This window comes from Plantactinospora soyae (genome assembly GCF_014874095.1).
In the GTDB taxonomy this organism is placed as follows: Bacteria; Actinomycetota; Actinomycetes; order Mycobacteriales; family Micromonosporaceae; genus Plantactinospora; species Plantactinospora soyae.
In genome coordinates, this window is the sequence record NZ_JADBEB010000001.1 from 1,197,129 (window position 1) to 1,210,894 (window position 13,766).

General features: G+C 71.4%; 12 protein-coding genes, 1 pseudogene and 1 riboswitch. Of the genes and pseudogenes, 4 read left to right on the forward strand and 9 right to left on the reverse strand.

All coding sequences use genetic code 11. The annotated features are described in order from the left end of the window. Nucleotides 1-36: 36 nt before the first annotated feature. A complete protein-coding gene (locus H4W31_RS05330) occupies nt 37-1,152 on the reverse strand; it encodes an NAD(P)/FAD-dependent oxidoreductase (RefSeq protein WP_192765622.1) in 1,116 nt (371 codons plus the stop codon). A gap of 126 nt (nt 1,153-1,278) precedes the next feature. Here H4W31_RS05330 and H4W31_RS05335 point away from each other — a divergent pair, with 126 nt between their 5' ends. Next, nucleotides 1,279-1,632: a winged helix-turn-helix transcriptional regulator gene (locus H4W31_RS05335; protein ID WP_192765623.1), complete on the forward strand. Its 354-nt coding sequence runs from the start codon at nt 1,279-1,281 to the stop codon at nt 1,630-1,632. A 13-nt stretch (nt 1,633-1,645) separates the two neighbouring features. On the opposite strand, the gene H4W31_RS05340 is transcribed toward H4W31_RS05335, so the two are convergent. The 5 genes and pseudogenes from H4W31_RS05340 to H4W31_RS05360 form a co-directional block, all read right to left on the reverse strand. Next, nucleotides 1,646-3,955 carry a bifunctional glycosyltransferase/CDP-glycerol:glycerophosphate glycerophosphotransferase gene (locus tag H4W31_RS05340; protein ID WP_192765624.1) on the reverse strand — a complete coding sequence of 770 codons (2,310 nt, stop codon included), beginning with the start codon at nt 3,953-3,955 and terminating at the stop codon, nt 1,646-1,648. 248 nt (nt 3,956-4,203) lie between these two features. Next, a pseudogene (locus tag H4W31_RS05345) lies at nt 4,204-6,198 on the reverse strand (DUF5941 domain-containing protein); the annotation flags it as partial. Beyond that, nucleotides 6,198-6,932: an ABC transporter ATP-binding protein gene (locus H4W31_RS05350; protein ID WP_225946175.1), complete on the reverse strand. Its 735-nt coding sequence runs from the start codon at nt 6,930-6,932 to the stop codon at nt 6,198-6,200. The pseudogene H4W31_RS05345 and the gene H4W31_RS05350, both read right to left, overlap by 1 nt. A gap of 11 nt (nt 6,933-6,943) precedes the next feature. Beyond that, nucleotides 6,944-7,771 (reverse strand): ABC transporter permease, encoded by an 828-nt coding sequence (locus H4W31_RS05355; RefSeq protein WP_192765626.1) that lies wholly within the window; start codon nt 7,769-7,771, stop codon nt 6,944-6,946. 287 nt (nt 7,772-8,058) lie between these two features. Further along, nucleotides 8,059-9,429: an L-serine ammonia-lyase gene (locus H4W31_RS05360; protein ID WP_192765627.1), complete on the reverse strand. Its 1,371-nt coding sequence runs from the start codon at nt 9,427-9,429 to the stop codon at nt 8,059-8,061. A 274-nt stretch (nt 9,430-9,703) separates the two neighbouring features. On the opposite strand from H4W31_RS05360, the gene H4W31_RS05365 reads away from it, so the two are divergent. Then, nucleotides 9,704-9,910, forward strand: a complete 207-nt coding sequence (locus tag H4W31_RS05365; RefSeq protein ID WP_192765628.1) for a PspC domain-containing protein — start codon at nt 9,704-9,706, stop codon at nt 9,908-9,910. A 73-nt stretch (nt 9,911-9,983) separates the two neighbouring features. Here H4W31_RS05365 and H4W31_RS05370 read toward each other — a convergent pair whose 3' ends face one another. The 3 genes from H4W31_RS05370 to H4W31_RS05380 all read right to left on the reverse strand — a co-directional run bounded on the left by H4W31_RS05370 (nt 9,984) and on the right by H4W31_RS05380 (nt 11,901). Then, on the reverse strand, nt 9,984-10,799 hold the full coding sequence (locus H4W31_RS05370) for a DUF4230 domain-containing protein (RefSeq protein ID WP_192765629.1): 816 nt from the start codon (nt 10,797-10,799) through the stop codon (nt 9,984-9,986). Nucleotides 10,800-10,933: 134 nt separating this feature from the next. Continuing rightward, nucleotides 10,934-11,128, reverse strand: a complete 195-nt coding sequence (locus H4W31_RS05375; protein ID WP_192765630.1) for a DUF397 domain-containing protein — start codon at nt 11,126-11,128, stop codon at nt 10,934-10,936. Then, on the reverse strand, nt 11,125-11,901 hold the full coding sequence (locus H4W31_RS05380; protein ID WP_225945400.1) for a helix-turn-helix domain-containing protein: 777 nt from the start codon (nt 11,899-11,901) through the stop codon (nt 11,125-11,127). Before H4W31_RS05380 ends, H4W31_RS05375 begins: the two co-directional genes overlap by 4 nt. Before the next feature lie 474 nt (nt 11,902-12,375). On the opposite strand from H4W31_RS05380, the gene H4W31_RS05385 reads away from it, so the two are divergent. After that, on the forward strand, nt 12,376-12,735 hold the full coding sequence (locus H4W31_RS05385; protein ID WP_225945401.1) for a hypothetical protein: 360 nt from the start codon (nt 12,376-12,378) through the stop codon (nt 12,733-12,735). An 8-nt stretch (nt 12,736-12,743) separates the two neighbouring features. Beyond that, nucleotides 12,744-12,832, forward strand: a riboswitch (ZMP/ZTP riboswitch). A 28-nt stretch (nt 12,833-12,860) separates the two neighbouring features. After that, nucleotides 12,861-13,754 (forward strand): bifunctional 5,10-methylenetetrahydrofolate dehydrogenase/5,10-methenyltetrahydrofolate cyclohydrolase, encoded by an 894-nt coding sequence (locus H4W31_RS05390; RefSeq protein ID WP_192765632.1) that lies wholly within the window; start codon nt 12,861-12,863, stop codon nt 13,752-13,754. The last annotated feature ends 12 nt before the right edge of the window (nt 13,755-13,766 follow it).

Consider the following 13,766-nt stretch of genomic DNA (forward strand, 5'->3'; position numbering starts at 1 on the left):
TAGAACGTGTGTACGACCGATCGGGCTGGACAACCGTCAGCGGCCCTCGGCGGGGTCGGCGTCGAACAGCACGCTGAACCTCTCGGAGAGCAGGTTCCGGCCCTTGTACTCGGCGGCGAGTTCCGGACCGGCGATGCCGTCCATTCCCGGAAGCTGTCCGGCGCCGCCCTCCGGCCCGAGCGGCACCAGGATGACCGGCGGCATCGGCTGGTACTCGCCGACCTCGCCCTCGCCGGTGATCGTGGCCTTGATGTTGGCCGCCACGACCTCCGCCTGGGCCCCGGCCCGGCCGGCCATGTTGTAGTCCGCGTCGGAGACGTCGCCGATCGCGTAGACCCGGTCCTGGCCGACGATCCGCAACTGCCCGTCGACCCGCAGGTAGCCCTTCTCGTCCCGCACCTGTGCCATCGGGCCGTTCAGGTAGTCGCTGGCCGGGGCGACCCCGAAGCACCGGTACCAGACGTCGGCGGTCAACTCCTCGCCCGCCTCGGTCTGCACCGAGATCGGTGCCCGGGTGGCCGGCGCGGCGTCGGGCAGCGCCCGCAGCGGGCTGCCGAGCGCGAGTTCGACGCCAAGCTTGTCGAGCTGGCGACGCAGCTCGTCCCGGAGTTCCTGGTCGAACGGGCCGGGCAGGATGTCCGGGGAGACGTCCGCGATCGTCACGTGCTTGTCCGGATAGAACGACTTGATCTCACCGGCCAGCTCCAGGCCGGACGGGCCGGCGCCGATCAGCAGTACCCGCTCGGCGTCGAGCAGGACCGAGTGCGCCTCCCGGAACCGGGCCCGCGCGGTGTCGACGGTGATCTCGTCGACCTTCGCCGGGAACGGGTAGGACGAACCGGTGGCCAGGATCAGGTAGTCCGGCTCCAGCCGTACGCCGGAGGCCAGGGTGACCCGCCGACCGTCGACCGCCACCGCCCGGTCCCGTACGAAGCGCCCGTGCTTGAGCAGCCGGTCGTACGGCATGAAGATCCGGTCCAGCCACTCCGGCTCTACCAGCGCCCGCCAGGCCGCCACGTTGTGCGTGAACGCCTCGGTCGGGTCGACCAGGGTCACCTCGGCGACCTCGTCCAGGGCCTTGGCGGCGTTGATCCCGCCGTATCCGCCACCCACGACCACCACGCTGGGCCGGGGGTCAGTGTGCTCAGCCATGAAATCTCCTCGTACGGAAAGTAGAAGCGGTATCCGAATCAGTAGCGACACCTAACTTAGGAGTCGCACTGTCCAGGCTAGCAACTTCTAAAAGACTAGCGACATTCCCGTTGGTAGTATGGAGGGGTGGCGGCCAGGACGAGTGCGGAGACCCCCGAGGCCTGCGTACGCAGCGACGCCGCCCTGACCCGGGCCTTCACCGTGCTCGGCAAGCGCTGGACGGCGGTCGTACTCGGCAGCCTGAGCGCCGGGCCGGCCGGATTCCGCGAGCTGTCCCGTGCCGTCGGCCGGGTGAGTGACTCGGTGCTTTCCGACCGACTGTCGGAATTGACCTGTAACGGGCTGGTCGCCCGGACCGTCGACGAAGGGCCCCCCGTCACGGTCTCGTACCAACTGACCGACCGTGGGCTGGCGCTGATGCCGGCGCTTCACCAGATCTCGGTGTGGGCCGCCGAACACCTGCCCGCCGAGGAGGCCTGACCCCCGTCCAGCGTCAGCCGGGCTCGTCGAGCAGGGTCCGCCGGACCACCCGCTCCGCCGCCCGGCCGTCGTCCAGCGCACAGAACCGGTGCCGGAAACGCGCGCGGGCCCCGGACGCCTCGGCGCCGTCGACGGCGCCGCCGTCGAACAGGTCGAGCAACTCCGGCAGGCTCGTCGCCGCCACCCCGGGCCCCTCGGCGAGGACGTCCAGGTAGACCCCGCGCTCCCGGCGGTAGTCGTCCCAGTCCGGGGCGTAGATCACGATCGGCCGGTCCAGCGTGCCGTAGTCGAACATCGCCGACGAGTAGTCCGTGACCAGTACGTCGGCGGCCAGGTACAGATCCTCCACCGACGGATGACCGGTCACGTCCGTCACCCGGTCCCCGACGTCCGGCGAGCCCACTGAGGCCGGCGTCCCGGAAGCGCCACCGCCGGCGGCCACCGCACCGGGATCGAGGTAGTGGCCCCGGATCAGCAGTCGGCCGGCCGGCCCGAGGACGTCGAGCAGCGCACCGGGATCGAACGGCGGCCAGTAGCCGGGATGGTGCTCCCGATGGGTCGGCGCGTACAGCACCACCCGGTCGCCGGCTGCGATGCCGAGCCGGTCCCGGACGGCCCCGATCTCCTCGGGCCCGGCGTTCACCAGCCGGTCGTTGCGCGGATAACCGGCCTCCAGGGTCAGGTAGTCCGCCGGATAGGCACGCTCCCACCTCTGGGTGGAGAAGGTGTTCGCGGTGACGCTGTAGTCCCAGCGGTCGATCCGGCGCAGCAGTCCGGGAAAACTCAACCCGGCCGCACCGCGCGGATAGCGCTGCTGGTCCAGCCCCATCACCTTTACCGGGGTGCCGTGGTGGGTCTGCACGTGCACCGAGCCGCGCCGCTTCACCACGTAGTCGGGGAAGTTGACATTGTTGATCAACCAGTGCGCCCGGGCCAGCGCCCGGAAGTACGGCCGGCTCCCGGCCACCACGTACGGCACTCCGGGCGGCAGGCTCGACACCCGGTCCCGCCGTACCACCCACACGCCCCGGATCCCGGGGGCGAGTTCGCGCGCCTTGGCGTAGATCGCCGCCGGATTACAGGCGTAGCCCCGGTACCAGTACGACGCGTACAGGGCCAACGTCGGATCGAGCGGAGCCCGCAACTGGGCGTGGTAGTAGCCCCGCAGCAGCGCCGCCCGGGTCAGCCGGCGGGCCCGGGAGAGCACGGCCGGCAACTGGACGGGCCGGGACAGCGGCGCCGGCAGCGGCGGCCGGACGCCCCGGGAAGGTGGCACGGCCAGCCGGGCGGCCCGGACCAGCGGGCCCGGCAGCGGCCGACGGGCGAGTCGGCGGGCGCTGCCCCGGGACCGGTGCACAGCGCGGAGCAGGACGTACGCCCGCCAGTGGCCGCCGGCCACCAACCGGTGCTTCAGCCCCTCCACCCCGCCCGGCACCCGGTACCCGTCCGGCGGCAGCCAGCGGCGGTAATCCGCGGCCACCTGTTCGAAGAACGCCCTGCGCAGCTGCGGCGAGACCCGCCGTCCGTTGCCCAGCACGATCAGGTAGTGCCAGACCATCCGCTCGAAGATCATCGGCCGGAGGTCGTCGTACTCCGGCCCCCACCGCCGCATCAGATCGAACACCCGTCGCCAGTGCGGGAAGACCTCGAAGTGCCGGTCGTCCAGGGTCCGGGTGATCGCGCCCGAACGCCGCTGCCGGTAGTTGACGCAGACCACGTCCAGCACGCTGATCCGGCGCGCGGCGAGCAGCGCCGGATAGCTGAACGAGACGTCCTCGTACCAGCCGGGGCCGAAGCGCAGGCCGAGGTCGACCAGGAACCGGCGGTGCACCACCTTGTTCCACGCGGTGTGCAGCACCCCGATCACCTCGGGCCGGTCCCGCACCCCGAAGACGGCGTCGCCGGAGTCCCCGATCGTGTCGTCCAGGCCACTGCCGAGCGTCCGGTTGTTCCAGTACGCCCGCACATGGTCGACGACCAGCACCTCCGGCTCGACCCGGCGCAGCCGCTCGGCCACCGCCACCAGGCAGCCGTCGACCAGCCAGTCGTCGCTGTCCAGGAACCAGACGTAGTCCCCGGTGGCCAGGTCGAGGCCGATGTTGCGGGCCTCGCCCAGCCCCACGTTCTCGTCCAGGGTCACCACCCGGACCCGGTGGTCCCGGGCGGCGTACTCGGCGACGATCTCGCCGCAGCTGTCCGGCGAGCAGTCGTCGACCGCGACCACCTCGACGTCCCGGACCGGCTGGTCGAGGATCGAGTCGAGGCAGTCGCGCAGGTAACCCTGGACCCGATAGACCGGCACGACGAAGCTGATCAGCGGCATCGGCGCCGGTCCCCCGCTGGCAGCGTCATCCGTTCCTCTCCCGCGCCGCCAGTCGGGGGTGGCCGATCACCCCGGCAGCGGCGTCATCCGTCCCGGTCCCGTTCCGCCGGGGAGGCACCCCGGTCCCATTCCCCGGAAGCCGGGACGTAGCCCTCGCGGGCCCCGGCGACCGCGAGCGCGTCGTCGGATCCGGGCTGTCCGTCCGTCCTGGTCTCGACAGCGGTCGGCTGTCGTGGGCCGGGGACGTCCCTGGGTACCCAGCCACGGAGCGCGTTCACCACGAAAATCGCCAATAGGTACCCGGCGAGCAGCAGCAGCACGATCCGGCCGGCGGGCGGGCCGACCAGTACGGCGACGGAGAGCACGATCAGCCGTCCGTCCCAGCCCAACCCGAGGGAGCCGAGCAGGGGCGCGCGCTCCCGCTTCTCCAGCCGGGCGGTGAGGTCGTAGTGCCGCAGCGCCAGCGCGAAGAGCAGCGCGAAGATCACCGCACCGTCGGCGTCGATCAGCACGCCGGCCGCGATCACCAGCAGGTACTCGGCGGCCCGCAGCGCGGCCGGCACCAGCCAGTCCAGCGCCCCGGCGTGTGGCACCGCCGCCGGCAGCCCGGCGAGCAGCACCACCAGGGTCGCCAGCGGCACCGCCCAGCGCGCGTGCCCGCTGCCCAGCCCGGCCAGGCCCGCGCCGAGCAGGGCCGCGCTGGCCACCGCCGCGAGCACGGCCAGCGGCAACGGCCCGGACAGGCCCGCGTTCCGACCGAGCACCGCCAGCCAGCGCGCCGCCGGCCCGTCGTCGCGGTGCAGCATGGTGTCCACCCGGGTCAGCACCGGAACCCGCATCGACCGGGCCCGCAGGGTACGCAGCGCCAGCGTGTACGCCGCCGCGAGCCCACCCCAGACCAGTACGGCGACCAGGCTGACCAGCGGACTGAAGATCGCCACGGTCAGCGCGATCAGGGCCCACCGTTCACCGATCGGAAAGACCACTGTCCGTTTCAGCCAGTACGTCAGCGAGCCGGTGTCGGCCTGCACCCGGTTCGACGCCTGACTGAGCCGGTCACCCAGCCCACCCGTGGCGCCCGGACCGGCGGCGGTACGGGGGCGCTTGGCCGCCTCGTCGTGCAGTGCGCCGTACCAGGTGTCGGTCATGTGCCGGACGGTTTGCAGGGTGATCGCGGCGATGCCGAGCGCCCAGCCGGGTCCACCGGCCCGCTCGACCCCGACCGCGAGGCCGGCGTAGACCAGGTACTCCTTGGCCCGGTCGGCGATGGTGTCCAGCCAGCCGCCCCAGGGACTGAAGTGCCGGGTGTAGCGGGCCAGCTGCCCGTCGACGCAGTCCAGCATGAAGCCCAGGTAGAGCAGGATCGCACCGGCCACCAGCGCCGGCCGGCCGCCGAGCGCGAAGAGCACCGCCGCCGCCACCGCGAAGGCCACCGAGATCGCGGTCACCCCGGTCGGGGTGAGCCGGAGTCGGGCGCTCAGCTTGGTCACCCATGGCGACCAGGTGCTGACGAAGTACGTGGTGAAGAAGTCGTCCTTCTCCTTCACCGAGAGCCGCAACTCGGCCCGGTCGGAGTCGACCGCGGCCACCGCCGCCTCGGCGTCGGCCAGCTCGGCGGGATCGGCGACCCGACGGGCGACGAGCAGGCGTACCCGGGAAGCGAAGATCGTGATCCCCGACCCGGCGGCGGAGTCCGGCCGGGCCAGCTCCGCGAGGAGCCGGTCCAGCACGGTCGACGTACCGCCGGGGCTGCCGACGGCGACGGCGCCGGCGGCAGGGGTGTGGATGCCGGTGCGGGCTTCCGCCTCGGCGACGGCGTGGGCCGCCGCGACCAGGGCGGGAAGGTCGGCCACGCCGACCCGTACCGCCCCGCCGGAGGCGCCCGTGGGGGCGGCGCCGAGGGTGTCGGCGGGCCCGGCGGCGACCACCTGGCCCCGGTCCTCGAGCACCGCGACCGGCCCGGCGTCCGGGTCGGGCAGCACCAGGGCCACCGTCCCGGGCATCGGGCTGGTGCCGAGGTGACGCAGTACGGCGGTGTGCGCGACCAGGTCGCCGGAGCAGAGCAGCACCGGCTCCCGGACGGTACCGGCCAGCACGGCCAGCTCCGCCAGATCATCGGTGAGTACGACGTCCCGGGCACCGGCCGCGCGCAACTGCTCGCGCAGTCCGGCGGCGAGTGGCTTGCCGCCGGCGAGGGTGAGGGGTGGGCCGGGCCGGGTCGGGGTGAGCAGGATCGCCAGCATCACGGCCTGACCACGTCGTGGTATGCGTCAAGTGCCTCGCGTATGGTGCCGTCCACCCGTAATCGTCCTCCGTCGAAATAGAGTCCCCGGGTACAGAACCGGGTGAGATCGTTTTCATTGTGTGAGACCAGCATCACGGTACGACCCTCGGCGATCAGTCCGTCGATGGTGTCGTAGCACTTCTTCCGGAAGTCGGCGTCGCCGACCGCCGTCACCTCGTCCATCAGCAGGATCGGATGCTGGAGCTGGGCGATCACCGAGAAGCCCAGCCGGACCTTCATCCCGGACGAGTAGTGCCGGACCGGGGTGTCGATGGCGTTGGCGATCTGCTCACCGGCGAAGTCGATGATCTGGTCGAAGTGCCGCCGGAGGAAGCTCGGGCTGAGTCCGTGCAGCGAGCCCACCAGGTGGACGTTCTCCCGCCCGGTGAGGTCGTTGGAGAAGCCGGCCGAGAGTTCCAGCAGCGGGGCCACCGCGCCGCGTACCCGGATCTCGCCCTCGTCGGGGATCAGCACCCCGGCGATCAGGCGCAGCAGCGTGCTCTTGCCGGTGCCGTTGCGGCCGATGATCCCGACGGTGTCGCCGGCATTCACCTCGAACGAGACCTCGCGCAGCGGCCAGAACACCCCGGCGGCCGGCTGCCGACCGCCCCGGTGGATGAACATCTCCCGCAGCCGCAGGTTGCGCCGCCGGTTGCGGACGAACCGGATGCCCAGGTTGTCCGCCTCGATCATCGCCCCGCCCACTAGAGCTCCTTGAGTACGGCGGGTTCGAGCCGGCGGAACACCCACCAGCCGGCGAGCAGGACGAGCAGGCTGCCACCGGCGGCCACCCCGAGCAGCCGCGCGTCGGGGAACTCGTCCGGGTACCAGACCGCGTGGTGGAGCTGGAAGATCCCGACCAGCGGGTTGATCTCGTACGCGATCTTCACCCAGTCGGGCATCGAGGATTCCCGGACCAGGGTCAGCGGGTAGATGATCGGGGTGGCGTAGAACAGGACCCGGGTGACCAGCCGCATCAGCCGCTCGATGTCCCGCATCAGCACGTTGAGCGAGGAGAGCAGCAGTGCGACGCCGATCAGCAGGGTCGCCTGGATCAGCACCGCGAGCGGCAGCGCGAGCAGCGTGACGCCCAGATCGATCTTTCCGAGCGAGGCGTACACGATCGCGACGGCGGCCAGGATCGGCAGCCCGGCGACGTACTCGGCGAACCGGCCGGCGACCCGGCCGATCGGGAACACCTCGCGCGGCAGGTTCATCGTGGTGATCAGCCGGGCCTGCCCGGTGAGCGCGTTGGTCGCCTCGCCGATCGCCGAACTGGTCCACATCCAGGCGAAGATGCCGGTGATCAGGAACAGCGGGTACGAGTCGGCGGCGTCGCCGAGGTGCCGGTTGGTGGCCGACTTGTAGAGCAGTCCGAAGACGAAGAAGTAGATCGCGCCCATCCCGAGCGGCTCGATCAGCGACCAGAAATAGCCCAGCACCGACTGCTGGTACTTCACGGCCAGGTCCCGCCGGACGAGCAGCCGGAGCGTGTTGCGGTGCGACCACACCGCCACCACGCCAGACGTCACAGCCGCCTCCCGCTCGTTCTGGTCGAGCCGCTCCGGCGCAGCCGCCGACGCGCCATAGGGTACCAGTCGGGAAAATCCCTAGAAAAACGACTAACCGGACTCGGTGCCCGCTCCGGCTTCCGGCCACGGACCCGCAACCCGACGAGGGCCCAACGCTACCGGACGCCCACCGCCGCGCCAGCTACCAGACACCCACCCGCCATCCGCCGCTCTCCATCGACCACGGGCAGTCCGGCCGCCCGGGGTCGCCGGGGTCGGCCGGACGTCAGGTGGTCAGGTGCGGGCGGTCAGCACTCGATGACGTTGACGGCGAGGCCGCCCCGGGCGGTCTCCTTGTACTTGACCTTCATGTCGGCGCCGGTCTCCCGCATCGTCTTGATCACCTTGTCCAGCGAGACCGCGTGCTCACCGTCGCCCCGCAGCGCCAGCCGGGTCGCCGTGATCGCCTTGATGCTGGCGACCGCGTTCCGCTCGATGCACGGGATCTGCACCAGTCCACCGACCGGATCACAGGTCAGACCCAGGTTGTGCTCCATGCCGATCTCCGCCGCGTTCTCCACCTGGGCCGGCGTACCGCCCAGCGCCTCGGCCAGCCCGGCCGCGGCCATCGAACACGCGGAACCCACCTCGCCCTGGCAGCCCACCTCGGCACCGGAGATCGAGGCGTTCTCCTTGAACAGCACGCCGATCGCCGCCGCGGCGAGCAGGAACCGGACGACGCCGTCGTCCGACGCCGACGGCACGAACCGGGTGTAGTAGTGCAGCACCGCCGGAATGATCCCGGCCGCACCGTTGGTCGGCGCGGTGACCACCCGGCCGCCGGCCGCGTTCTCCTCGTTGACCGCGAGCGCGAACAGCGTCACCCAGTCCATCACCCGGAGCGGGTCGGTGGCTCCCGGATCGGCCTCCAGGCCGCGGCGCAGTTCGGCGGCCCGGCGCCGGACCCGCAGCCCGCCGGGGAGCGTCCCGTCCCGCAGGCTGCCCCGCTCGACGCACTCCTGCATCACCCGCCAGATCTCCAGCAGCTCGGTACGGATCTCCGCCTCGCTCCGCCAGGACCGCTCGTTCGCGAGCATGATCCCGCTGATCGACAGCCCGGTCTCGGCGGTCAGGGCCAGCAGCTCGGCGCCGGTGGAGAACGGGTACCGCACCCGGGTCGTGTCCGGCTTGATCCGGTCCGCGCCGGTCGCGGTCTCGTCCACCACGAACCCGCCGCCCACCGAGTAGTAGGTCCGGCTCCGCACCGGTTCACCCGCCAGGTCGTACGCGGTGAAGGTCATCCCGTTGGGATGGAACGGCAGCGAGCGACGGCGGTGCAGTACCAGATCGCGGTCGAAGTCGAAGTCGACGCCGTGCGCCCCGAGTACGGCCAGCCGGCCCTCCGCCCGGATCCCGGCGACCGTCTCGGCGACCCGGTCCGGGTCGACCGTCTCCGGCGCCTCACCGAGCAACCCGAGCAGTACCGCGGGTCCACTTCCGTGCCCGTGCCCGGTCGCGCCGAGCGAGCCGAAGAGTTCGGCGTGCACCCTGGCCGTGCCGGCGAGCAGGCCATCGGCCTTGAGTCCGGTGGCGAACGTCCGGGCGGCCCGCATCGGACCGACGGTGTGTGAACTCGACGGACCGATCCCCACCGAAAACAGGTCGAAAGCGCTGATCATCGATACCCCTCCCGAGCCGGCGTCGTTGCCGGCCTTCGGCCCCGGCGACTCCGCCGATTACCCCCAGCATCGCCCCTGAGCTGCCGATCGGCGAGCCTACCCGGAGCCGGACGGCAGGTATCGGGGGCGGCCCGCCCGGGTACATACCTACGGGTACGGCATGTCCGGATCCCCCTCCGGACCGAGGGCGCCCGAGCGTGGCGTTCCTACCGTTGAAGACAGCCGCCGTGGAACCCGATGTGGTGGAGTTCCGGCGCCGAGTGAGGAGACGACGATGAGTCGCAAGCTGACCCGCCCCCGGGACAACCGAATGATCGCCGGTGTCTGCGCCGGCCTCGCCCGTCGCTTCGGCATGTCCGCCGGGATGATGCGGCTGCTCTTCGTGCTGTCCGTGCTGCTGCCGGGCCCGCAGGTGATCGTCTACCTGGCGCTCTGGATCATCATGCCGAACGAGGACCGCTACCTGGCCAACTCCCACTGACGCACTCCTTCCCCGAACATGAACAGTGCCGCCGGGTCCGCGACGGGACCCGGCGGCGCTGTCAGTTGGGCGGCTACGGCTGGGTGTAGGTGACGGTCACCTTCTCGTAGCCGAGCGAGCGGAGCAGCCCCTCCAGCATCTTGCGGGTGTTCTCCTGGGCCCGCTCGGTCAGCCCGCTGCTCTTGGCCGAATCCGCGATCTTCTGCTCGGCCTTCAGGTAGACCTCGCGCTGCCGGTTGGGGTCACCGCCGAAGACCTCCCCGAGCTGGTTGAGCACGCCGCGCTTCTCGGCGAAGACGTAGCTCCGCTCCAGGTCCAGGTTGATCTCCCCGAGCTGCGGTGCCGGAAGCTTGATCTCCACCGACTTCCGGTCCGCCGACTCGACCACCGCCCCTTCGGCGATCTTCCCGAAGTCGACGTACGAGTCGACGGTGCCCGCGCCGACGAACAGGGTGCGCTCCCCGAGCAGGAACTCCGGAACGTACTTCCGGTTCTTCTCCAGGTCGACGACGACCTCGAAGTTGCCTTCCGCCGCCACGTACCGGCTGAGGTCCTGGATGGACTTCAGCAGCGGCGGCTGGCTGCGGTCGGTCTCCTCCTTGGCGAACGGGTTCCGCAGGTCGGGCAGGAGCCCGCTGACCTGTACGCCGAGCACCAGTACGACCGCCAGGCCGATGATCCCGGCCAACAGCACCAGGCCCCGGCCCCGGTTGCCGCCACCGGCGGGCTCGGGACGGGACGTCTCCGGGTGCGAGGCGTCGGTCTCGAACGGCTCCGCGTGCTCCCGGTCGTTGCCCGCCCACGGATCGGCCGGGCCGGGTGTGGCCTGCCCCTTCGCGTAACCGGGGAACTCACGCGTGGGGTGGTTGACATCGCCTTCTCGGGACATCCGCCCTCACCGTCCTTGTCTCAGAAGCACCTGAATAGAACGGTACGGCCCGGGTACGACAGGCGCGAGTCGAGCCGTACCGACCCGAGGCGTACTCACGTCGGTGCAGGTCAGAGCGGTATTGCCGAGTACGGCTACGGCCGGCTGGCGAGCCCGGCGACGAACGAGCGCCAAGCGTCCGGGGCGAACGTCAACGCCGGTCCTGGCCGGTCCTTGCTGTCCCGGACCAGCACCCGGCCGGGCAGGTTGTCGGCGACCTCCACGCAGGTGTTTCCGCCGTTGCCGGACCGGGTGGAGGTGCGCCAGCGGGGGGTGGGATGAGTGTTCACAGTTCACTTCCCAGCTTCTCGATCAGCTCCAGGGAGGCGCGCTCGGGCAGGGCTTCGCCGAGCAGCACGTCCCACATGCGCCCCACGATACCGACGGCGTCCGGTCGGTCCATGACCTGACCGAAGACCCCGTCGATGTGTGCCACCTCGTCGCCATCCGGCAGGGTGGCCAGGACGAAACCGCCGGCCATTCCGGCGTGCCCGCCCGCGTCGGCCGGGATCACGTGCAGCCGGATGTGCGGCTGGGCGGCCAACTCCACCAGCCGGCCGAGCTGGGCTCGCTGGATGTCCCGGCTGCTGACCACCCGGCGCAGCGCGCCCTCGTCCACGATCGCGGTGAAGAGCTTGGGCTCCTCTTCGGTCAGCAGTGCCTGCCGTTCGAGTCTGGTCGCCAGCAGCCGCTCGACCTCGTCCGGCGTGTGCAGCCCGCTACCGGTCAGCACCGCGCGGGCGTACTCCTCGGTCTGCAACAGTCCCGGCACAAGCAACGGCTCGAACGTTCGCAGCCGGGTCGCCTGTTCCTCGATCGACCGCCACGGCGCGAACCAGCTCGGCGACTCCTGCCGATTCGCCGCCGCCAGCAACTCGGCCAGCAGGCCGGCGGTGCCCAACGCCTGATCGGCGGCCATCGCGAATGGCATGGTCGGCCGGCGCCTACCGGTCTCGATCGCCGCGATGGTGGACGGGCTGTAGTTGATCATCGCGGCCAGGCGTTCCTGTGAGACCTCGGCGCTCGCGCGGGCCGCCTTCAGGGCCCGGATCCACATCTCCATGTGCACACACTTACCTCTCCTGTAAGTACTCGACTGCGCTGTGTAGTACGCCCTGGCAGTCTGCCGTGCGGCGGCCCGGCGGTCCAGATTGGAATCAGCCGGACCGCGCGGACCCGATATCGACCAGGACGGGCGGACCGCGCGGGGACCGTCCCGGTACGCCTTCCAGCCGCGACGGCCCCCGCCTCCACGACCCGAAGGGAGGTCGCGGCAGATGACCTGGCCACGACGTACGCAGGAAGCACACCGACCGGACTGGCTGCGACTGTGGCGGTACTGCCGGTGCGGCCGGCGCCGGGACTGCCCCGGCGCGACTCCCACGCCGCCATCGCCGCCATCGCCGGCTCGCGGCCAGGACCGGCCGACCAACCCGGGACACTTCCGGGTCGGGAATCCCCCGCCTGGCCAGCCCGGTGCCGGCCGCGCCGATCGGCTCACCCCCGCGCAGACCCACGACGGACGGGGTGCCAGCCGATGACCGCCACCGCACCGGACCCGGAATCGCCGGGCCAACCGCCGACCAACGACACAGGCCCGCAGGAGCTGGAGCCGAACCAGCTTCCGCACACGCCACGGCGCCCGATCTGGCTCTGCGGGACGTGCGCGACCGAATGGCCCTGCCTGACCGTCCGGACCCTGCTGCCGCTCGACTATTACGACAGCCCTACCGCACTGCACGTGTACCTCGCCACCCTGCTTCAGGAGGCGGTCGAGGACCTGACCCGACTCAACCCTGACCCGGGGCCCGACCCGCAGCGGATGCACGCCCGCTTTCTGGGCTGGGTGAAGCCCTGGCTGGACATCACCCGACGACGGGCCGGCGGGCCGGACTAGGCTGGTCGGCGGCGGTCCGCGACTGGCGTCGGGTGGAGCACCACCGGGAAACGGTCCGCCGGGCTCGACTCCGTCGCCGTACGCCTGGGTGCCGGGGCTTTTCCCGCGACAGAGGTGGAAGCCCCGTGACCAGTACTGGTACGCCGCGCACCGCCCGGCTGCTGCCCGGTGGACCCGTCGCCGAAGCGGTCCTCGCCGACGTGGCCGCCCGGACCGCCGCACTGCGCCGGGCCGGTGTGGTACCGAGCCTGGCGACGATCCTGGTCGGCGACGACTCGGCCAGCGTCGGATACATCCGGATGAAGCAGCAGCGTGCCACCGAACTCGGCTTCGCCTCGCCGCACACCCAGTTGAGCGGTACGGCCAGCCAGGCGGACCTGGTCCGGGCGATCAGCGCCTACAACGACGACCCCGGGGTACACGCCATCCTGGTCCAGCACCCGACCCCGGCGCAGATCGACTACCCGGCCGCCATCTCGGCGATCGACCCGGACAAGGACGTCGACGGGCTGCACCCGGAGAACCTGGGTCGGCTCGCCACCGGGCAGCCCGGCCCGGTGCCGTGCACCCCGGCCGGCATCGAGGCGCTGCTCGCCTTCTACGAGGTCCCGGTAGCCGGCCGCGACGTGGTGGTGCTCGGTCGGGGTACGACGCTCGGCCGTCCACTCTCGCTGCTGCTGAGCCAGAAGCGATCCACCGCCGACGCGGCGGTGACCCTCGTGCACAGCGGCGTACCCGGCTGGGACCGGCACACCCGGCGCGCCGACATCGTGGTCGCCGCCGTGGGCGTACCCGGAATCGTCCGGCCGGAGCACCTGCGGCCCGGCGCGGTCGCGATCGGCGGCGGCGTCCGGTACGCGGGTCGCCGGCTGCTGCCCGACCTCGACGAGACATGTGCCGAGGTGGCCGGCGCGATCACCCCGCGGGTCGGCGGGGTCGGTCCGACCACTGTGGCGATGTTGTTCCGGAACGCCGTCGAACTCGCCGAACGGCTGACCGCCCGGTCAGCACAGGTCTGACCGGAAGGCCGA